The 21,837-nt window shown below is 50.7% G+C and carries 19 protein-coding genes; 7 read left to right on the forward strand and 12 right to left on the reverse strand.

Annotated elements, in window-relative coordinates; genetic code table 11:
* Nucleotides 1-266: hypothetical protein (locus AACZ40_RS18515; RefSeq protein WP_339675370.1), on the forward strand; the 266-nt coding region annotated here is incomplete at its 5' end.
* Between the two features lie 5 nt (nt 267-271).
* On the opposite strand, the gene AACZ40_RS18520 is transcribed toward AACZ40_RS18515, so the two are convergent.
* Nucleotides 272-1,123, reverse strand: a complete 852-nt coding sequence (locus AACZ40_RS18520; protein WP_291167194.1) for an ion transporter — start codon at nt 1,121-1,123, stop codon at nt 272-274.
* A gap of 287 nt (nt 1,124-1,410) precedes the next feature.
* Between AACZ40_RS18520 and AACZ40_RS18525 the strand changes: the two genes are divergently transcribed.
* Complete coding sequence (locus AACZ40_RS18525; protein ID WP_291167192.1) at nt 1,411-3,678, forward strand: DUF1592 domain-containing protein; 2,268 nt, start codon at nt 1,411-1,413, stop codon at nt 3,676-3,678.
* A gap of 42 nt (nt 3,679-3,720) precedes the next feature.
* Nucleotides 3,721-5,097: a DUF1552 domain-containing protein gene (locus AACZ40_RS18530; protein WP_291167191.1), complete on the forward strand. Its 1,377-nt coding sequence runs from the start codon at nt 3,721-3,723 to the stop codon at nt 5,095-5,097.
* A 17-nt stretch (nt 5,098-5,114) separates the two neighbouring features.
* Here the strand turns inward: AACZ40_RS18530 and AACZ40_RS18535 are convergent, their stop codons facing one another.
* The 4 genes from AACZ40_RS18535 to AACZ40_RS18550 all read right to left on the reverse strand — a co-directional run bounded on the left by AACZ40_RS18535 (nt 5,115) and on the right by AACZ40_RS18550 (nt 9,744).
* Nucleotides 5,115-6,653, reverse strand: coding sequence for a hypothetical protein (locus AACZ40_RS18535; protein ID WP_291167189.1), 1,539 nt, complete (start codon nt 6,651-6,653; stop codon nt 5,115-5,117).
* A gap of 88 nt (nt 6,654-6,741) precedes the next feature.
* The gene (locus AACZ40_RS18540; protein ID WP_291167187.1) at nt 6,742-7,191 is read right to left on the reverse strand and encodes an acetyltransferase; all 450 of its coding nucleotides are present in this window, start codon (nt 7,189-7,191) and stop codon (nt 6,742-6,744) included.
* Nucleotides 7,192-7,337: 146 nt separating this feature from the next.
* On the reverse strand, nt 7,338-8,666 hold the full coding sequence (locus AACZ40_RS18545) for a Gfo/Idh/MocA family oxidoreductase (protein WP_291167186.1): 1,329 nt from the start codon (nt 8,664-8,666) through the stop codon (nt 7,338-7,340).
* A gap of 142 nt (nt 8,667-8,808) precedes the next feature.
* A complete protein-coding gene (locus AACZ40_RS18550) occupies nt 8,809-9,744 on the reverse strand; it encodes a formylglycine-generating enzyme family protein (RefSeq protein ID WP_339675377.1) in 936 nt (311 codons plus the stop codon).
* Between the two features lie 168 nt (nt 9,745-9,912).
* Between AACZ40_RS18550 and AACZ40_RS18555 the strand changes: the two genes are divergently transcribed.
* Together AACZ40_RS18555 and AACZ40_RS18560 are read left to right on the forward strand one after the other, a co-directional pair.
* Nucleotides 9,913-10,944, forward strand: a complete 1,032-nt coding sequence (locus AACZ40_RS18555) for an FAD:protein FMN transferase (protein WP_291167182.1) — start codon at nt 9,913-9,915, stop codon at nt 10,942-10,944.
* 12 nt (nt 10,945-10,956) lie between these two features.
* Nucleotides 10,957-11,871, forward strand: a complete 915-nt coding sequence (locus AACZ40_RS18560) for an aminotransferase class IV (protein WP_291167180.1) — start codon at nt 10,957-10,959, stop codon at nt 11,869-11,871.
* Nucleotides 11,872-11,957: 86 nt separating this feature from the next.
* Here the strand turns inward: AACZ40_RS18560 and AACZ40_RS18565 are convergent, their stop codons facing one another.
* Together AACZ40_RS18565 and AACZ40_RS18570 are read right to left on the reverse strand one after the other, a co-directional pair.
* Entirely contained in the window at nt 11,958-13,121 is a 1,164-nt protein-coding gene (locus tag AACZ40_RS18565; RefSeq protein ID WP_291167178.1) for a putative zinc-binding metallopeptidase, read from the reverse strand.
* Between the two features lie 133 nt (nt 13,122-13,254).
* Nucleotides 13,255-13,758: a hypothetical protein gene (locus tag AACZ40_RS18570; protein WP_291167176.1), complete on the reverse strand. Its 504-nt coding sequence runs from the start codon at nt 13,756-13,758 to the stop codon at nt 13,255-13,257.
* A 1,007-nt stretch (nt 13,759-14,765) separates the two neighbouring features.
* Between AACZ40_RS18570 and AACZ40_RS18575 the strand changes: the two genes are divergently transcribed.
* A complete protein-coding gene (locus AACZ40_RS18575) occupies nt 14,766-15,719 on the forward strand; it encodes an amidohydrolase family protein (RefSeq protein ID WP_291167174.1) in 954 nt (317 codons plus the stop codon).
* 437 nt (nt 15,720-16,156) lie between these two features.
* The gene (locus tag AACZ40_RS18580; protein ID WP_339675384.1) at nt 16,157-16,954 is read left to right on the forward strand and encodes a hypothetical protein; all 798 of its coding nucleotides are present in this window, start codon (nt 16,157-16,159) and stop codon (nt 16,952-16,954) included.
* A 176-nt stretch (nt 16,955-17,130) separates the two neighbouring features.
* Here AACZ40_RS18580 and AACZ40_RS18585 read toward each other — a convergent pair whose 3' ends face one another.
* The 5 genes from AACZ40_RS18585 to AACZ40_RS18605 form a co-directional block, all read right to left on the reverse strand.
* Nucleotides 17,131-17,460 (reverse strand): hypothetical protein, encoded by a 330-nt coding sequence (locus tag AACZ40_RS18585; RefSeq protein WP_291167169.1) that lies wholly within the window; start codon nt 17,458-17,460, stop codon nt 17,131-17,133.
* Between the two features lie 307 nt (nt 17,461-17,767).
* Nucleotides 17,768-19,024 carry a hypothetical protein gene (locus AACZ40_RS18590; RefSeq protein WP_291167167.1) on the reverse strand — a complete coding sequence of 419 codons (1,257 nt, stop codon included), beginning with the start codon at nt 19,022-19,024 and terminating at the stop codon, nt 17,768-17,770.
* A gap of 80 nt (nt 19,025-19,104) precedes the next feature.
* The gene (locus AACZ40_RS18595) at nt 19,105-19,485 is read right to left on the reverse strand and encodes a hypothetical protein (protein WP_291167165.1); all 381 of its coding nucleotides are present in this window, start codon (nt 19,483-19,485) and stop codon (nt 19,105-19,107) included.
* A 198-nt stretch (nt 19,486-19,683) separates the two neighbouring features.
* The gene (locus tag AACZ40_RS18600; RefSeq protein WP_291167163.1) at nt 19,684-20,145 is read right to left on the reverse strand and encodes a carboxypeptidase regulatory-like domain-containing protein; all 462 of its coding nucleotides are present in this window, start codon (nt 20,143-20,145) and stop codon (nt 19,684-19,686) included.
* 155 nt (nt 20,146-20,300) lie between these two features.
* Nucleotides 20,301-21,278, reverse strand: a complete 978-nt coding sequence (locus tag AACZ40_RS18605; RefSeq protein ID WP_291167161.1) for a DUF1559 domain-containing protein — start codon at nt 21,276-21,278, stop codon at nt 20,301-20,303.
* Nucleotides 21,279-21,837 lie beyond the last annotated feature (559 nt).

Consider the following 21,837-nt stretch of genomic DNA (forward strand, 5'->3'; position numbering starts at 1 on the left):
CGGCAACCGTTGTCTGGATTAACTATTACGGCCGCATGAACCAGGGTGCCGTCCGAGGCGTAGCCTGGTCGATGATGATTCTGGCCTCTGCTTTAGGACCGCTCCCGGTCGCCATGTCGATTGACTACTTCGATTCTTACAATCCGGCTCTCTACCTGTTTGCCACTCTCCCCTTAATCTCAGCAGCCGCGGTCTGGTCCGCTCATCCTCCCAAGCTGTTTAAACAACAGGAAGAATCCGACGCAGGTACTGTCTCCACAGGCTGATCCCGTCAGAGCCGGGCACCACAGAATTTACAGAACGTGGCGTTGGAATCATGGCCTTCCCGCATACATTCAGGGCAGACCTGCGTCGTAATCCTGCTTCGATCTGATGCTCTCGCTCCATGCGCCAATTCAGCAGAGACGATTCCCGTGGGCACGATAATCAGGCTGTAACCCAGAATCATAATGAGGGAGGCCAGGAATTTTCCCAGAGGGGTGACCGGCGCACTATCACCATAGCCGACGGTCGTCATTGTGACAATCGCCCAGTACATACTCTCGGGAATCGAATCAAAGCCACTTCCTTTATCATCTTCAATCAGATGTAATGCCGCCCCTTCGATGACAACCGCGATGAGTACAGTCGCCAGAAAAACCGCGACCTTGGAGCGACTGGCCCAGATGGCACGCCGCAATTCCGAAGCTTCCGAAAGCATATGTGCCAGTTTAAAGATTCGGAAGGCACGCAGCAGTCGCAGCGCGCGAATCACTCCCAGTCGTTGTGTTTCCCCCGGCGCAATATTCATAATGTAGGTCGGCAGAATCGAAAGCAGATCGACAACGCCATAAAAACTGAAGATATAGCGCAGAGGATGACGGGCACAGATGATGCGCGCAACATACTCAATGGTGAAGAGAATTGTGAAAAACCATTCCGCATAATGAAACGGGACATCATAGTCCTTGTCCAGTGAATTCACGCTTTCCAGCATGATCACCAGCACACTCAGTAAAATAGCAATCAGCAAAATGACATCAAATGCTTTCCCCGCCCGTGTATCCGCCTCGAAGATAATTTCGTACCAGCGATCCCGCCAGTCACGCGATTTTATTTCCGGCGTCTTTTTCGACTCAGACATTCAGATACTTTCGATCATTAATAATTTCGCGATGCCATTTCCGGGAGATGTACGAAACATACGACTGCAGTCCCAGATTATGTACGAAATCCACTTTCGAGGTCAACCTGATTCGAAAGAACTGCTTTCAGCGCGCTTTCCTGCTTAAACAGGAGAAACGTAATCTGATCCCAAACGGATCAATCCTTTCCCTCGCTTCCTGCTCCGTATATAATGAGAGCTGAGTTTTCCTCAGATTTAACCTTCCTCTGAATTTGCCTGCCACACCACCTTGATCAGGATTGTCTATGCGACTTGCTATCTGCTTTCTGATGCTGTTTCTGATCAGTGGCTCTGCCACTGCCGTGACTCCGGAACCAGCTGATTACTTTGAAAAGTCAGTCCGCCCGATACTGATGAAATATTGCGCGGACTGCCACGATCCAGACGATTCAAAAAATGACGTCCGCTTACTCCAGGCCAGGACAGCGGAGGAAATTTCTCAATTCAGTAAAATCTGGCTGAGTGCGTCACACCAGCTCAGAAACAGGACGATGCCTCCTGCTGATGAAGATCAACCCACAGAAGCAGAACGCTTGCGGATCGCGAACTGGATTGAAACTTTTCTCCGTGAGACCGCCTGTGACCGGGGCGAACACGCCGGTCGGGTTTTACCAAGACGTCTGAACCGAACCGAGTACGATAATACGATCCGCGATCTGTTCGGCCTGGAGTTGAAGTTCTCGGAAAAATTCCCCAATGATGGAGCGGGGGGAGAAGGATTCGACAATAACGGTGAAACCCTGTTTCTGCCTCCCATTTTAATGGAACGTTACCTGGAAGCAGCGCAGGAAATTCTCGATGCTGCCATCATCACTCCCCCCTTAAAAAAAACATACAAGGTCTCTGATTTCCTGCCTCCCCTCTCAGCAGACAATACTGATTCACGAGAGATCAAGCCGGGCGATGAGATTTCCGTGATTGAAGGCATCTATCTTACCAGTGATTACAGCGTTAAAATTGAACTGCTCTCACCAGAAAAAAAGAACACGCAGGTCATCCTGAAGATCGACGGTATCAAAGCGCATCGATTTCAGTTAAAGCCCCTGGAAAGCCAGACCGTTGCCACTGATGTGCGACTGATGCGTGGCTTGCATTCGATGACACTCGCGGTTCCCGAGGGTGAGGCCGCTGTCAAAGTCCGCTCACTGAATCTGGAAGAACGACGAGAACCCGTATCAAAAGAAAAAAAACATCTGCATCAACGTATCTTCGAAGTCGCCGGCAAAGATCTTCCGCCAAATCGTGAATCTGCGCAGAAGATCATTCGCGCCCTGACAAAGAAAGCATATCGACGGCCGCTGACCGATCATGAACTGACTCAACTGCTGCAGCTGTATGATCGCGCCGCCGAACGAAACGATCCGTATGAAGAAAGAATCAAACTGGCGTTGAAAGCAGCCCTGGTATCACCTCACTTCCTGTTTCGTACCGACGCTGCTCCTGAGCAACCGGGCATTCAGCGCATCTCGGATTACGAACTGGCAACCAGGCTCTCTTATTTCTTCTGGGCCAGCATGCCAGACGCAGAACTGATGCAACTGGCGGATGAAGGAAAACTCCATCAGAATTCGATCCTCGAACAGCAGATCAAGCGTATGCTGGCCGATCCGAAAGCGCGGGCTTTATCCGAACTGTTTACAGAGCAGTGGCTGGGAACTAAAGATGTCGGCGGCCGTATCGCCCCTGTCAGTGGACAGTTCCGCGATGTGTATTCTACCGAACTGGCACTCGACTTCCGTGAAGAAGCAGTCCAGATGATGAATTATCTTTTCCAGGAAAATCGCAGTCTGCTGGAAATCATTGACGCTGACTATGCCTTCCTGAATCAGAGGCTCGCAAAACATTACGATGTCGACGGCGTTAAAGGCCGTGAGTTTCGTAAAGTGACCGTCAAGGACGGCAGGCGTGGAGGCGTACTGGGCCTCGGTGGAGTTCACATGCTGACATCCTACCCCAAGCGGACCAGTCCGGTTCTACGCGGTGCCTGGGTACTCGAAACCTTGCTGGGAACACCAGTCCCTTCGCCACCACCGGGTGTGCCCCCTCTCAAGGAGAAGAGCGGAGATAATAAAAAACGATCCATTCGCCAGATCCTTGAGGCTCATCGTGAACACGCCACCTGTGCTGCCTGCCATGATATTATCGATCCCATCGGTTTTGGACTGGAAAACTATGACCTGTTTGGTCGATGGAGAGAAAAGGAGCGAGGTCAGCCCGTTGATGCCACTGGCGAATTTCCTTCCGGGGAAACCTTCGCTGGACCGGGTGAATTGAAAAAAGTATTGCTCAAACGGAAAGACGAACTGGCTCGGCACTTCACGGGCAAAATGCTCGGCTATGCACTGGGGCGCAGCCTGGAAGATGCGGACGACTGTACGATTGAAAAGATTGTGAAACAACTGGAGCAGAACGACTATCGGTCGCAGACACTGATTCGTGAAATCGTATTCAGCAAACCGTTTCTCTATCGCGACAGTACTCACTCTGAGGTAAAATCAGAGAGAGCGGAATAGTTTTAATTTTAAACTGTCAACTTTAGACAGGAAGGAAGTGAGATGGCTCAACCAATCTCAAGACGAACCGTACTCCGAGGCCTGGGTGCCAGCCTGGCATTACCCTGGCTGGACGCGATGACATCACGCAGTCGTGCTGCGGAATCACTCGACAAACCTCCCGTACGTACCGCTTTTCTGTTTATGCCCAATGGGGTGGTCCCCAAACATTGGGATCCACCACAGAAAGACAATGATCAGTTTGATCTGACTCCCATGCTCAAGCCGCTTGCCGGAGTCAAAGAAGAATTCCTGTTGCTGGAAAATCTCTGGAATGAACAGACCGTCGGTCGTAACGGTCATTGGCCCAAAGTCCCCGCCTTTCTTTCGGGAGGTTTTGTTGTCAGGACTTCAGGCCGGGATATGGATACCGGCGGAACGTCCCTCGATCAGATGATGGCACGCAAGATTGGCAACCGGACTCCCCTGCCTACCTTCGAACTGGGTGTCGATCCCGCCCGCAATGGAATTGATAATATTGGCGGAGGATTCACTCGCATTTACGGCTCGCATATCGCCTGGCGCGATCCTCATACACCGGTTCCCAAGGAAATCATTCCGCAGTTGGCCTTCGATCGATTGTTTCGCACGAGTTCTGCAGGACCTGTCGTGTCCGGCTTCAATCCGAACCAACCCCAGGTCGTCAAATCGCTTCAGCGAGATGACACCAGCGTACTCGATCTCGTCCGTGACGATGCAAAGTCACTCCAACGTAAAGTCGGCATACAGGACCGTGCCAAAATCGACGAATACCTGGACTCCGTCCGCTCTGTCGAACGCCGCATTGAATCTGCATTAAAACCGCAAAAGCGCTGGATCAATGAAGGCCGTTTCGATGTACCCCGACCGGGCCCCGGTATTCCCAAAGATCATCAGGAACACGTGCGTATGATGCTCGATATCATGGTACTCGCGTTCTGGACTGATTCGACCCGTATTTCCACTTTCATGTTTGGCAATGCTCAGACCGGTCGAAACTTCTCCTTCCTGGATGGTGTCAAAGGCAGTTTCCATCAGCTGTCACACCATCGGGAACAGGAGAAGGAACGCGACATGTACGAAGCCATCGGGACCTGGCATATCACACAGCTGGCTTATGTGATCGATAAAATGCGTTCCCTGAGTGAAGGAGAATCCACGCTGCTGGATAATTCCATGCTGTTATTCGGTTCCACGATCAAAGATGGAAACCGCCACGATGAACACAACCTGCCCGTGATTCTCGCCGGCCGAGGGGGAGGCACGATTCGCCCCGGACGTCGATTGACGGCTCCGAAAGACACTCCACTCTGTAATCTGTATGTCTCCATGCTGCAGCGAATGGGAATTCAGACCGAGCGATTTGGCGACAGCACGGGTGAATTAAAAGGGCTTTCCTGAATCAATCTCGAAATGGATCAGTCCTGAAACTGATAGGAAAACAGGTCCGCATCTTTCAAGCGAAAGCGCAGTCGAACTGGTTTACCGGCCAGGCTGCTGACATCCGGTTTTTTATTCCAGGTGACCGTACGGTCGACGGTGTCACCGAATAACTCATCACAGTCCTGGAAAGTAAAGCCCGGTATCGGTTCGCCAGCCGCATTCTGAATTTCCACATAGAGACTGCCGGCTGCAGAAGTGGAAAAATTAAGAGACAGCTGATTTCCCGTAAAAGTGATCGGAACGGTCAATAACTCTCCCCCCTTCATCGAGGCATGCAGCGACACAAAACCATCAAGTCGCAGCGAATAGCGTCTGAGGGAGTTCCCCTTTCCATGCCAGTAGTCTTCCGCAGCATAGATGGAAAGTTCATCCGGTGCCCCTGCGAATGATGACTTTGTCTGAACCACATTTTCGGCGATAAACTGATGCCCGTACTGCCATGTCCCCGGACGCTCGATGCCCGGCCTCAAGAAGGCTTCATTCCAGCGTTTGAAATGCACTCCATCCCTGCTGGCCATTAACAGTCCTTCACTGACAGCCGTACCATACCGTTCAACTGAGGAAGCCCGTAACTTTCGCCGTTCATACTCGGGTAGCGCCCGCATGGATTCCGACCAGCCCCGTTCAATATAGCGAGCGGGAAAACCGATCCGGATATGCGGTGCGCGAAAGTAAGGCGCCACCTGATTCGTATACAGTTCTTCGCTGGGCGAATCTTCGTAGACCAGATCTGCCACATTTTCCCACTGGATAAAATCCGGTGAAGTCGCCGTCTGAATCGCACGATCCCCCTCAGGTTTCCAGGTTTTCGCATCAGTGATCCCCCCAGTGAATACCCGGTAATAAGTTCGATACTGTTTTTGGACCGAATCCCAGAATGCCAGATTCTGTGAATCGAAGGCCCCCTTCGTGATGACTGGTGCTTCCTGCATCAGGTTCCAGTGAATTCCATCCGCTGACTGAAAGGCATACAGCCCCCCTTCTCCCTGCAAGCCTCCCAGCGCCTTAAATTTCGCTTCCGGTTTGCAGTCGGGGTTTTTATCCAGAAAGGGCGCAAAGTTATGACACCCCTTCCCCTCAAGGATGATGTTATTCTTTTTCGATCCCTTGAATTCAACAATCCCCAGTTCCGGTCGAGTCCAGTGAATGCCGTCTTTGCTCTCGGCATAACAATAGTATGGCTTATGGCTGCCGGTATTCAGTTTTCCTTCTGAAACGATGATATGTGAACCACGATAATACAGCCGATAGAGATCGCCTTCCTGGATGATCGTATGATAGCCCGAACTGCTGCCTTCCCAGGGTTGATCGAACTGGATGACCACTTCGCGGGGAACCGGCTTCTGCAGACGAAGTTCTGCGTCTCCCGTGATTTGATCGATCAGCGTCTTTTCGATGAACATTTCTCGCCGATTACCGATTTTCACAGGCGACTCTGCCGAAACGGATTGCAGAGAACTCAGAAGAATTGTGAGACAGAGCACAAACTGAAAATGGAAGGCAGTCACAGGCATGGTGGATACTCCTGGTGGGTAAATGGTTCCATTTTACGATACCAGATCACCAGCAGAATATCAGCTTTAAATACCAGAAATGCATCTTTTATTCCGCGAGCTTCAGATGCAATAAGGGGAACGGTTTGCCGAAGCCATCCACATCAGATCGATGTGCCACTTCAAACCCCAGATGTTGATAAAAGCCTAAAGCCTGTTCGTTCTGCTCATTCACATCAACAAGCTCAGCGCCCAGTTCATTGACCGCATAACTTACCAGTTGCCGCCCGATCCCATTTCCGCGCCAGGCTGGATCAATAAACAGAGCTTCGATCTTCGGAGACTCGACCCCGACAAAGCCAATCACGGCTTGAGATTCGTCACGAACACAATATACAGGCAGGCACTCCAGACAGGCTTCCTGCACCAGCGGTTTGAGTGATTGAATGGTATCTTCATCCAGAAAATCATGCGTCGCACGCACCGATGCTTCCCAGACATCCAGTGCCCGCGGGTGATCTGCTGGTTTGAGATTCGAAATCTGAAATGAAGGAGTCATAACAAATAAAGAAAGTGATCAATCGATGGATTAAGCAGCGCTGACGGAACGAAATCGAGAAACCAGAATACCCTGATTTAATCAATAAAAAAAGCCGCCCCGCTTCAAAGAAACAGGACGGCTGAGAAATAATTCAACCAGTTTTTTTACAGAACATTTGTAACGCCGGGAGTCGGAATCGGATAGAAACCATTTTCATCAGGAACCGTCACAGGAGTGGCTTCCCAGGAGAACTCTTTCGGCATCAGACTGACTTCAGAAGCCATCGCTTCATCCCAGGTGATTGGCTTACCACTGTAAGTTGCCAGGCGACCCAGAATCGAAGTCATCGTGGATTTCGCACCATATTCGGCTTCATTGTAAGGCGTTCCATTGTAGATGGCTGCGAACAGATCATCGTGTTCCACCTGGTAGGGATTGGTTTTCTTGCCACGATATTTCCATTTATAGCCACCAGTCGTTTCATACTTGGCACCACTGATATCGCAGGAACCTTTGCTACCCTGAGCATGCTCGGTCACACTGTTCCAGCAGTTACGAATATGTCGGCACTGGCTGTACATCCGGGTGTCGTCGGCATAGACAAACTCAACGGCGAAGTGATCGTAGATCTCACCGTATTTTTTGTCGGTTCGAACCTGGCGTCCGCCCATCCCATAAGCTTTCACGGGGAAATCATCTTTCAACCAGTTACAGACATCGATGTTATGAATGTGCTGCTCGTTGATGTGATCCCCGCAGAGCCAGTTATAGTAGTACCAGTTTCGCATCTGGTATTCCATTTCTGATTTCGCATCTTCCCGGGCCAGTCGGGGTTCCCAGACTCCACCACTGTTCCAGTAGCAGCGCATGGATGTGATGTCACCAATCGCTCCATCTTTCAGTCGCTGAATGGTTTCGATGTAGGGCGCCTGGTGATGACGCTGCAGCCCCACGCCGACTGCCAGGTTTTTCTCCTTGGCTTTCTTGGCGGCTTCCAGAACTTTCTTCACACCGGTGACATCAGTCGCCACCGGTTTTTCCATGAAGATATGCACGCCTTTATTGACGGCTGCTTCAAAATGAATTGGACGGAACCCGGGAGGAGTCGCCAGGATGACGACATCCACGCCGCTATCCAGAAGCTTCTGATAGGCATCGAAGCCGACAAACATTTTATCTTCAGCAACATCAACACGTTCCGGGCGACCCGAAAACTGTTTCTGCAGGTTTGTCAAGCTGCTGTCCATACGGTCTTTGAAAGCATCTGCCATCGCTTCCAGCTTGACATTCCCTTTTGTCGACAACGCCTGGGAAGCAGCCCCGGTACCACGACCACCACAGCCAACCAGGCCAACTTTAATTGTATCATCACCACTGGCGTGAACATGAGCGGATGACCCCAGTGTGGAAAGGATCCCTGTACCCACCGCAGTGGCGGTAGTTACTTTCAAGAAGTCGCGTCTGGAAGTAGATTGATTGTTAGATTGAGTCATCAGAGGCCTTTCCCTAATCTGCAGGACGATTTGGTAAGATAGAAATATTTCTAATACACATATGCATTTGCCGGATCAACCGTTGATGGAAATCCGGCAAATGCAACTGTTTCACAATAATCTCTGGAATAAAATCAGCCGCTCAGCGTCCTTCATCAGCCGGGATCGCAGGATCGAGGCCGTATTTTTTCCGTTCTTCAGCGGTAGGCACATTTAAAGGACGAACCACCCGGAAACCAACCATAATGGCATCGGTATGATACCAGATACTCTGCGGGATCTGCGGGTCCTGAATTTTCCAGTCAGCACTGGAAGCGATCCGGTTGGCACTGCGAAGCGCCTCGGGTTCATCATCCCATGATCCACCGCGGGCGACCCGAGGATAAAGCGTCGTAGGAACATTAACCGGAAAATTCAGCGTTCCTTTATCGCCCCATTTTTTATAAGCGTCAGGAATGTATTGATCGAGAACCCACTCGGAAACATTTCCGTGGATGTCATACAGTCCCCAGGGATTCGGTTTTTTCTGCCCGACCTTCTGGTAGGTGTCATTGCAGTTGGCATAATGCCAGGCATAGTCATCCAGATTAGCAGCGTTATCACCAAAGGAGTACGCAGTCTTGGTACCGGCGCGGCAGGCATATTCCCATTCCGCTTCGGTGGGAAGACGATAGTAATGACCGGTCTTCTCACTCAACCATTTGCAATAGGTTTTCGCTGCCAGCTGTGTCATGCAGATCGCGGGATACCCATCATGTCCCATGTCGAATGTCATGTCTGTGTAAGGCTTCGTAGGACGAGTCACTGCGTCGGCTGCTTTTTCTTTTTCGTCAAACTTGCCACGCAACAGTTTGCGACGCTGGATATCCAGGTTGAAGCTCCAGACATCGTATTCATTCCAGGTGACTTCATGCTTGCCCATCCAGAACGGTTCAATTTTAACTTTGACCTGGGGACCTTCGTCTTTTTCCCGGTTGGCTTCGCCGTCTGGACTCCCCAGCGTGAACTCACCGCCGGGGATAGGTACCATGTCAAATGTAACATCGGTATTTTCAATTTTTTCGGTATAAGGCTTCATCTCTTTTTCTGTTTTTGCTTCCTGTGCGGAGGCCATTGATACAGAAAACAGGACAGCGGCAAAGAAAGTAAATTTGCCTTGCATTAAGAGACTGTGACGACATACGCTAAGCATATTGGTTTACTCCGTAACGGTAAGCTGCAATCGAACTTTAAATCGGGATGGATGATGTCATACTTTTTTCAGACATGCCTGCTGCTCTCCACAATGTCAGGCAATCAACTCTGCACGGATAGCGAAATTCTGAATCGGTATGAATTTCAGGAAGTGCATATGGGGGTGCAGTGGAGAATCGTATTATATGCTACCGACAAACCAATCGCAAATAAAGCTGCACAAAATGCCTTCCTACGTGTAAAGGAACTTAACAAACTCCTCAGCGATTATGATCCCGAAAGCGAGTTAAATAAGTTATGTCGGTTATCCGGGCCTGGAAAGCCGATCACGGTCAGCGATCCCCTGCTGGAAGTACTGAAAAAAAGTCAAGCACTCTCACGGGAAACAGAAGGTGCATTTGACGTTACCATCAGCCCCGTGGTCCGGCTCTGGCGTCGCGCCCGCCGACAGAACAAGCTGCCGGACCCTACCCGTCTGGCAGACGCTCGCGCCAAAGTCGGTTTCGAATTACTGAAAATCTCTGAACAGAATCAAACGGTCGAACTACTGAAAGACGACATGCGCCTCGACCTGGGAGGCATCGCCAAAGGGTATGCCGCCGATGTCGCTTTAAAGGTTTTGAAAGAACACGGCGTCAATCGAGCCATGATCGATGCCAGCGGTGACCTCGTACTCGGCGATCCACCGCCGGACAGCTGTGGCTGGAAAATCGGCATCTCCTCCTCTGATGCCCTCCAGGCTGAAATCGACCGCTTCCTCTATCTGCACAACATAGCCGTCGCGACCTCGGGTGATGCGCTGCAGCATGTGGTCATCGATGGTAAACGTTACTCCCATATTGTTAATCCTCACACCGGACTGGGCCTGACTGACCAGAGTCGGGTTACCGTCATCGCACCGGATGGCACTTCTGCAGACAGTCTCGCTTCCGCCATCAGCGTCCTCGGTCCCGTGGATGGAATCAAACTTTTAACAAAGAAACCAGGTACCGCCTGCCTGATATTACTCCATGAAAACGGTAAGATAAAGTCATACGAATCTCCCTGCTTCTCCCGCTATGAAGTGGATCAGAATCAACAATGAACTGGAGCCGACATGACGCAGAATCTGGTATACCTCAATGGCGAATACGTCCCCGCTGCTGAAGCAAAAATCTCGATCTTTGACGGAGCGATCAGCCTCGGCATGACCATCACCGAGTCGACGCGAACCTTCGCCCATCAGCCATTTCGCCTGCGAGATCATCTCGAACGTCTCTACCTCAGCCTGAAAGCAGCCCGCTTCGATGCCGGCATGACGCTGGATCAAATGGAACAGCTCACTCTCGAAGTCTGGGAGAAAAACCGGCCCCACTATCCTGCAGAAACCGATGCCTGGATCATTCACAACATCACTCCCGGTCAATGGGTCCCCTCCAGCGGACAGAAACCGCCGGAATCCAAACCCACGGTGATGATCGTTACCCTGCCTCTTGACCTCTCCTACTGGGCCGAATTCTATCGCACCGGCTGCCATGCCGTCACTCCTTTCACTCGCGTGCAACCGGCGCAATCACTCGATGCACGCATCAAAAACCGCAGCCGCTTCATCTACTCCATGGCCGAATCGGAAGTCAAACTGGTCGACCCCATGGCCCAAAGTCTGATCCTGGATACCGATGGTTTTCTCTCCGAGAACAAAGGCGGCAACTTTTTCCTGGTCACGCAGGGCTGCATTAAAACTCCCAGTACCATCAACTGCCTGAATGGCATCAGCCGCCAGACCATCTTCCAACTGGCCAGTCAACTGGAAATCCCTATCCAGGAATGCCAGCTGCTCCCCTACGATGTCACCACCGCCGACGAAGCATTTTTCACCAGCACTCCTTACTGCATCATGCCCGCTACAAAATTTAATGGCATCACTGTCGGAACCGGCGAAGTGGGACCGATCACCAGAAAACTGCTCAGCGCCTGGAGCCAGCTCGTCGGCATCGACATCCAGGAACAGGCGCAACAGTCGCTCTCCTGAATCAGCAGAAATTCATTATCCCAGTACAGTGGAAATAGTCTGCAACAGCCTCCTTTCAATTCGCGATACCAGATTGACCGTCCGTTTCACAGCAGTCGTGTTCCCCCGCGGGCCTCTTTCACGATCATCTGAATGAAGTGCAGTTTGCGAAGCACCGTGCGGGACATGACAAACGGATAGAAATCCTGATGCCCCATGCTGCGCGCGAGTTCGTTGAGTACCGTGGTGAGTTGCACCCATGAATTTATCAGCAGGATGACGTGTTCGGCATCAGGGGCTTTCGGATCGTAGAGATCGTTCACAGTAAAAGGTTCCACTGCCTGCTCGACGTCTTCACCGCGCAACCCGAAACGGAGGGCAGTATCCAGGCTGTCGACCACATGCAGATAGTGAGCCCAGCACTCGGCCCAATCTTCCCACGGATGAATCGAAGCGTAAGAACTGATATGATTTTGGGCCCAGTTGGCAGGCGGCCCCTGTTCATAATTACGCTTGAGAGCCGCAGAATAATCTTCTCGCTCATCTCCAAACAGTTCTCGGTATTTTTCCAGCCACGGTGTATCTGAAACAAGGCGGTCCCAGTAATAGTGACCGATTTCGTGACGCAAATGTCCCAGAAGTGTGCGATAAGGCTCATGCATTTCTTTACGGGCTTTTTCACGAATCGAATCGTCTGCTTCCTCGATATTCAGAGTAATCAAACCATTGGCATGCCCTGTGAGAACCCGCGGCTTCTGCCCCGTGGCTCGTAGAAAATCAAACATGACCCCGTGTTCGGGATCCTCACTCACTTTCGATTCCACAGGTAAACCGAGATTCAATAATTGTGCGATCAGGCGACGTTTCGCATTTTCAATTTTACGCCACCACAGTCGATTCTCGGGGTCATCCAGATTGGGTATCGTGTGGTCCAGCCGACAGGATCGGCAGAGCGTCTGCTTTTCCTCGGCCTGTACCAGCCAGTTGCACCCGGCCGGAGAGTCAAAGTTTTTACAGCGTTTCCAGACAATCTTCTGATCGGATTCTCCGTCAATGATCCAGGTCCCGGCGGTGGGTCCCTCAGCCAGTGCCCGGAGTTGCTGCAATGCTGGTGCGTACCCCAGTGGCGTCTGACATCCCAGGCAGACACTGTTTTGAAAATAGATCGGACGCCCGCAACGACAACTCGATGCACTTCTCGACCCGGACAGTTCATCAGACTTCCAGACCTCCACCAGGCGTCGGGTGACTGATTCGAATATATTCAGCATGTTTTGATCCTCTATGATCTGATGCAGTTTGCATCGACGATGTCAGGGTTTACAACCAGCGTCTGGCCGAAGAGATCCACTGCCATGGCGATGCGCGTTTAATGTATGCAGGTGAACCCCGGCTTGTAAAGGATCAAATCGTTTCGATAATTCTGCACAGGAAGTAGTTCCTTCTGAAATTTAACCGTGATTGATTTCTACGACTGAAAATATTCGACTTGACTTGCCCCTGCCCCCAACCAGAATAAGCACCTAACTGAGTCGCGCGCGTGACCAGTTTACAGTGCACTGAAACACCAGCCACCTGTTCCTGATCTTCACTACAAAACAGCCTGTTTTTTCCCGATTTGCACTGCTCGAAACCGCACCCGTTCGTACTGTACCCCTGCGGGTCGCCGCACATCGCAACCCTTCGCCCCGGCACCGCCACTGTATCGTCCAGCATCGGTCCTCTGTCAACCCGTATCGCCACATCATCTTTTTCATCCCCCTTGACACATCCACGCCCTTCCCGAAAATAATCCACCATGCATAATCCAACATGCAAAAACCAACCTGCAACGAAACCACAAACCCCCAGCCAACGGACTCCAGGTTCATAGATCGAACACCAGAATGAATCCAACAACAATAACATATATTCAATGTCCTCTCCCCCGGGCGGGTGCCATCTGTCGGCTTGCCCGACAGTGTTTTGAGTAACCATCCCAACTGAAAAAACAGGGAGAGCCCAAATACCATTCAGGCCGAGCAGAGCGAGCAGGAGCTCACAGATGCCACGTAAATTTCGGAATCAGGCTCCCCACACAAATTCAGCGTGTGGCACCGTTGGCTTGCCCAACGGTGAAAGTGATCACGGCTCCCTTACCCGGTTCACAACGAATTATAAGGATCGGCTCCCAACCCCCGCAGATGAAAATCCCGAACCACTGAATGATTAAATTAGGGTGATCGATATTCATCAGATTAAAAAGGTCTCAGCCCGCCTGGCGAGGTTCGACACGGCATCGCACATGATGGCTACAGAATGAAACATCCCCATCACATTTTTCGACCACGAAAACCCCAAAACCAGCCAAAAGCAAAATGGGTAAGCCCGAATGCAATTCGGGCCGAGCGCAGCGAGCAGGAGGTCACAGCTCCCGCATCCATTCTGGAACCAGGCTTTCCACATCCATTCGACACGGCCGGACAAGCCGGCCATGGCACCCCGATACCTCGATATCAATTGCACTGTCCCCTATCAGCTCAGACGAGCGCGTGCCACCGTCGTCTTGCCCGACGGTACTCAGTTAACCAGCCCCTACCAGCAAAACCAACTGGCCCGGGATGCAATCCGGAGTTGTCGCAAACAACAGGAAACTGTCAGAACATTCTCCCGCAAACCAGGCGAGGTGAAGCTCCCGCACCACATCCGGATCAAACTTCTGGACCTGGCAGCAGACAGCGATTATAATTTCTCCATACAATACAATTCACCGGGCTCTTACACTTTGAAGTCCGAACTGTTCAGCAGAGAATTGGGTGCAACTGTTAGCTCGCCAACAGTGTGCAGTTAACCAGCCACAGACCAATAATAATGAGCTGGTCCAAATCTATTTTTCGGGCCGAGCGCAGCGATATCCAGGATGAAAAGGGCCAGCCATGTCAAATCAGGAATTGTCAAGGCGTGGGTTTCTGCTCACGACAGGAGCAGTCTGCTGCAGTGCCGCATTCAAGTCCAGTTTAGCAGCAGAAAACGAGCAAGACGCCAGTAACTATAAAAAGCTGGACTGCCATCTGCACATCAATCACAAAAACAGATCGCTGGAAGATACGATCAGACACATGGACGCAACCGGTACAGCCAGGGCATTCATTCTGCCTCTGGAGACGGGCGAAGGGGGCGTGCTGCTGCGTACGGAAACGGTCCTGCATGCCTTCCACAAATATCCGGATCGCCTGATTCCCTTTTGTCAGACGGACATCCGCCAGCCAGACGTGATAGAACGGATTCGTGCTTACCATCTGCTGGGCTGTCGGGGGATCGGTGAGCAGAAAGAGCATCTGCCTTTAAACGATCGTCGCGTGGAAGCGGTGATTGCAGAGTGCGACGAATTGAACTGGCCGATCACCATTCACTTCCAGGACGATAAAAACGGATTCAACCAGGGCATCGAAACGCATCTGGAAACCTATCTGAAAAAATATCAGCGGGTGCGGATCATCGGCCACGCGCAGTCTTTCTGGTCTCACATCAGTGCCGACGTACCACCACCTGACAAAACGCTTTATCCCCGCGGCCCCGTCAAGCCGGGCGGACTGCTGGATCATCTGTTGAGCAACTACCCCAATCTGTACGCGGACATGTCCGCCGGCAGCGGATTCACTGCGCTCTCCCGCGATGAAGATTTTACCGCAGGCTTCCTCGAACGACACCCGCAGCAGTTACTGTTCGGCAGCGACTGCCCCTGTTCCGACGGTCGCGGCGGCAACTTTAACGGTGTCTGTTACAGCACACGCCTGCAGCAGTTTCTGCTGCGAATGGTCAAAGACAAAGCAGCCCTGCAGGACATCTTCTACAACAACGCCGAACGCGCCTTGAATGGCTCGGGTTAGTATCCCGGATACTTTATTGTCCCCCTTTCATATTGGGTCAGCCTCTTTTATTCTCTTTTTGAAAAAGGCAACTAACCATGCGATATGTTCTGATGAACCTGCTCATGATCGTATTGTTTTCTGACGTGCCAACTTCGTTCGCCCAAAACGTTTCGCCGGAACAGGATGAAGTTGCAGCAGCCAGGGTAAAATTTTGTTTGAGTGGAATTCGAGAGCATAGTCAAAGGTTGAAATCGGGGTTGGCGACTTACCAGGGTTCTCTTGACGTGGAGATCAGGGCGCAGCCTGAAAAAAACCTCTCCGGCCCCGTCTCCGGAACACTCGCCTTCGATGGATCAAAAGTACGATTTGATGTGACTCGTCCTGGCTGGACTGTCGACTCAGACAGTATCGAGCACCCCTCGGACGACAAGACAGTGAGGAACGCGACGGCAAAGATGAATCAGGGAACTCTTACCAAGATGTTCAGTAACGATGGATCAAAAATCGCCATTTGGCAGTCCTTCCAGCCGTTGATCGCAATTGCAAAAGCGAGCAGCTTTCCAGACCGCCGCGTGACGGAATATATCGACTACAGATGCCCCACGTTATTTGATATCTTTTCAGTGAACCGGGGGTACTCTCTGGATCAAATGCTGGATAAGCTTGACCCCGATAATGCACTGTCAGTGGTTTCAGTGGAAAAAGAATCAGAGACGATCTGGAATTTAATCTGGACCTACACGGATCTGGAACACGACGAAGCCACGCGATGTATTCTAACGGTTGATGTTCAACAAGATTTCAGTCCCACGAAGTTTCTTTGCGAATCAACCAGGCTACAGAATGTGAAGGATGATTCCAGTTGGATTCCTGAGTGGGAAAATACCACAACCTGGAAGGAAGTGTCAGAGGTGTGGGTTCCCGTCCATGTGGAGCGGAAACTTTTCATGGGCCCCTATTCAGGTACGGACGAAGTCTTCACTGTTGATCTTGAATGGAAGTCTGTTAATGAGCCCATTGCCGATGACGTGTTTACCTATGCCGACTTCGATGTCCCTGACAACATCGCCATACAAGACACTTCATCGGGAGAGACGGTCTGGATCAAGCCCCTTCCTGCAAATAAGCGACAGACTGAGCGTCCCCTCAGCAGCAACTACTCAACAACAAAGACAATCCTGATATTAGTCAACCTGTTGTGCTTGCTGTTAATTGGTGTATGGTATCTTCGCAAAAGGGTATCCCATGCTTAAGTTGTTTTTGAATTGACCGCAACCTGTTAAATCGAACAGAAGAAGGTAGCTGAGAATACTTCTCGTAATACAGGCATGATGGCGGTCTTTAATTGGCAGAATAAAAAGGTTGGAACTCTTTTTATCGAACCCTGAACGTCTTTATATCCTCTTTACTCATCCATTTCAGCATATGGTTATTTACCATTCGTCATTTTGCGGAAGATATATGTGGGATGAATGTCGAGAGAGGCATCTCCGCCGCCGTTGAATGTTCGCATCCGTCCTCCTTCCACGGCCACCAGCTCCCAGCCCCGGGCAGCAAGAATATTCAAGCCACGCTCAAGTGAGGGCTCGTAAGAGTTGTTCGGGGGTAATTTTCCATCAAGCCCCAGCTTATCGATTTCCAGACGAGCCAGAACTTTATACACCTGGCGCGGCGTCTCTTGTTCGGCTTTCGGTTCGGCTGCCAGCGAATAGGCAATCGAGACAGTGAGCATTAAGCAGCAGGCAAATAACCGTTTCATTTGTGACTCCTTAAAGTGGTTGTTGAGGCTTGACTCCGTGGAAGGAGGCTTCAAATTGTCCCGGGAAACGAAAAGCAAGCAGGCTTTCTTAAAATCATCAAATTTGCCAACCGGCAGAAGACCTGTCTGTTTTCCCGCTGATTCAGGATGACATATTGTGTGGTCAATGGGAAGATAAGATGATCTCAACAGGTACGTCGTATCAGAATTTATTGGTTCACTAAATTTTGATTCCCTGGGGAACCACGCCAGTCATGCTCCCGTTGCTTCTTCAAAAAATGCGGCCACCAGAGAGATGGCTGGCATGTCAGGCTTCCGGCTGTTGTTTTCGCGATTGTGAGTACCACCAGCCTAACCATCCTGCGATAAAGAGAATATTCAGTATCACAAGCCAACGCCACTGCCCTGATGATTTGCCTGCCAAATCATCAATTGAAGCAGGAACTGTATATCTCTCTGCTTTTTTAAGAGTTGCTTTCGGGCTCGTCCAGTCTGCGACCTCAACGCCGGGAATGTCATACCAGATGCGAAACTGGTCCTCTTCAAAATTGCCCGGCACACATTGATCCATCTGAATCACAGTCTCATATAATGGATCGGGCGATATGAACAATGGCGCCGTGTAGTAGGCATGGGATTCAACGACACAACGCTTCGGCATCCAGACGCCGTCAGGAGTCACCTGGACAAAATCCGAATTCTTCGTATGAAACAGCGTTTCACCGGTTTCTTTTCTCGACTCCCATTTCTCTTCCACCGCGTATCCGTGCGCCCTGTTCAGCCAGAAGCGGATTACGCGGTCCTTGCCCGCAAGCTGGCGGCGTTCTCTTTCCAGCCGCATCTGCAGGATATCAGTGCCATTTAGCAGTTCCACAAATGGTTGATGCGTCTCGATGTCAAACGTTTCCGCGCTTTGCCAGGGTTCCGGTTGTTCGATGATGACCTCGAGAAATGTTTCACCTCCGCTAGCGACCTCACTGACTGAAACAAGCTTTTGCTGGTCTGCGGCGTTTAAAACAGTGGATACAACAGCTTGACCTAAGGAGTCTAATGTTTTCGGACCAGAGAAACCGGTCTCACGAAGATACCAGAACTCCATCCTGGCTAAAGAGTTCGCCCGGTCGTGCAGCTTACCATATTCTGCCGCAATACCTGGTGTGTAAATGGAAATGCTGCTGCTGGCAGGCTCTTTGAGCTCTTTATATCCAATCCTGTATTGGGTGCCATCGAATGAGATTTCGTGAAGTAGATCGCGTGTGTAACTTTTTCCTGCAGGGTGTTTCGTTGACTCGCGAAACAGCGGGCCTTGAAACCGCAGCTCGAAATGCAGCGTTTTTGTGAAGTCCGCCTCGGATTCTGACGTATCAAATTTTTTCAGGACTGTTTCAACCGGAACAAGAGGCCGACGATGAATCTCACCGGTAATCAAGACGTTGGAAAACAGTGCCGCATTCTTTTCGAGCGATGCTCGAGCATCCGACGGAAGCTTGGGTGGTGACGAGTCATCTCCCCTGCTTGATGCGATTGCTAAGAAAGCGACAAAGAATACCGTTGCGACTCTCATCAGAATCCTCCAAATCTATCGTGTTTGTCTCGAAAGGAAAAAGAGGGGAAAGGAATCTTATCATTGAGACCGGCCTCCTTTTACTCTCCTGCTACCTTCATGTCATCCAAGGCTGCGATAAAATCTCTACATTCGAATATGATCACCCGTTCCTGCTCTGGATCCAATACCAGATAATGTTCCGAAAACACAGATTCATCTGAACGTTTTCTGATTTCTAAAAAAGGGATAGACACCAAGCTAAGGCTGGGTTGAGAAAAAACTAAATTCTTGACTCCGTAAAATTCGAGATACAATTCCCTACCTATAAGATCACTGTTTTGCGACATAACGATACAAAGACATTGTTCACATTCACCCATCCATTTTTGATTAGTGAATTGCAAAGACTTAAGATATGTAAATTGTTTCGGATTCAAGGAATAATATTTTTCAATATTACCATCCTTTTGCCCATTCATCTACAATTCTCCTGGATAATGAAAGACTCAAAAGAAGGGCAGAACTTGTTCCATTGAGGCCGCCGCGTTTTAATCACGCGACTGTCCCTGGAAAATAGAGTCCATGACATTCGGAACGGTATAAAAAAAGACAGGCTTGCGAAGCGGAATCGCGTGCCTGTCTGTGAAAGATCTTTGGATTACCGGAGAACGGCTCCGCTATTTTTTCGTGGTCAGCTTTAATTCTATCGGTTGTCCCGCAGCCACCGTTGCTGTCAATTCAGACTGTTCCTGGCTTGAGTACCTGGGTGGCAGTGATTCGCTGGCCGGCGATTCGATGGGAGGCGTGGTATCACCTTCCGGAACCGGGGTGCCATCGGGCATCAGACGATAGCTGACAGCCACTCGATAATCTCCTGCCGGCAAGCCCTGACCTCCGCGGTAATAATTAATTTCGAACTTGCCTGCTTCGCGGGTGCGTCCCTGTCCCCCGATACCGGGAGTATTTTTGATCGGCAGAAAGTAGACGTCGGCATTCACCAGCGGCTCATCATCCAGCATCACCACCCCGGTAACAGGAGCCAGTTCAGGACCTTCCTGACTGGTTCCACAACCAACACAAACTCCAGACAACAGCAGGACGACCGCGATCATCGACTGCCGGAACTCGATAACACTCATGGAGAACCTCAAGCAAAATTACAAAAGTAAGTAACAGAAAACTGAAGACTAAGGCTTTATCAAGCTGGAAATTGAGGGTTGCGGGTGTTGTTTACGTGCTCCGTTGTCGCACTCTCGTGATATCTATCAACCCAAAAATTAAAAATGACACTCCACTATGGAACTTCCACTACAGAGCCATCAGAAATGGTGCCCAAGCGTCTCAATAATGTGAGGTCCGTATTTTCTGAAAAGAATCTGACAGCGCCATCACCCATTCCGAAATGCGCACCGCCCGTGTGCAGGCTTCCGACCTGTCCCCAGCTGTTTAGATTGCCAACATCACCACGAGTCCAGCCTGTCGGAATGTCCCAGACATTGATCCCTGGATCTACGTCACCACCGGTTGTCACCCAGCCCCGCATCCCCCAGGCAGGAGGTTCGCCGTTGGCCACTGTCCGGGTCGTCTCACAGACCATGATCGTATTGGAGGTGCCGTCTTTGACATCACTGATTTTGCACTTGCTGTTTTCTCCAAACATTTTACGGGCAGTCACTCCCTGGCTGGCCCAGTAATTACAGCTGACTGTCTGATCTGCACTCAATTCATAATTTGTTTTTGCCGGCCCCGGTGCAACAGAAGTGCCATACGGTGCACCAGTTCCCAGGTGTGTGGTTCCCGAATCGGAAGGACAGAGGTAGACATCAAGCAGGGTCGTCATCTCAGCGGCATTGTCAGCCGGATTGCCTGCCAGGGGTGCACCCGCCCCGGCATAACTGCAGCAGTAACCGGTATTCTGGGCACCGTTGGCTGTATCCTGATTGATGTTATTATAAAGCGGCGCCTGATCCACATAAGGCAACAGCAGGGACAGGCCATTTTTGTTATGTGTCGTTCTTCCGGGATCGGGGGTTCCCAGGGTACACCAGCCGTAGGTGATACCTGCCGGCGGAAAGACTTTGTGTGCATCGTGATAGTTATGTAACGCCAGGCCCACCTGTTTAATTTTGTTTTTACAAGTGGCACGCCGCGCTGCTTCGCGAGCCTGTTGAACTGCGGGTAGCAATAACGCGATCAAAATAGCAATGATGGCGATCACGACCAGTAGTTCGATCAGCGTAAAGCCACTTCGTTTCGAAGTCTTCCAGTTCATGACAGAGCTCCTTTGAAAAAGATGAGAAATGAATGACGGGAGCAACTCTCTATTTCATTTTGAAAGTGCCTTGAATTTTTCGATAAAGACAAAGAACTTTATTAATCAAATTTTATCAACTTGATGAAAGCCGCAACGATATTCAAAGGTGACATACGCTCCTGACCGATACATCAGACCTTAAATATCAATATCAGTTTATCTAAGTTTCATTCAGTGTGTCAAAGATTAAATAACAAACTTTCCAAATTCCAGCGGGAAGCCTCAAAGAACAGGAACAGATAAAGGGGGGGAGACTGCGCGGGAGAAATGTTCCGGGCGCTTTTTATTGAGTCCTGCCTCTCACGTAAAATCGACGGTTCTGTATTTCGTACCGGGAAAGGGCTGGCTCTTTCCGGTGCCGAGAACCCGCGCGAGCATGCCGGGCCGAACAGAGTTGCTCACTTACCCACAAATCGCGGGTAGCACCAGTCGGCCCAGTCGTTCTGCTGGTCGCCGCAGTCATCGGTGAGCAGTACGATCTTTTCAGCTCCCGCGGGGATCGGTACATCGATCGACA

Origin of the sequence: uncultured Gimesia sp., assembly GCF_963972345.1 — a bacterium.
In the GTDB taxonomy this organism is placed as follows: Bacteria; Planctomycetota; Planctomycetia; order Planctomycetales; family Planctomycetaceae; genus Gimesia.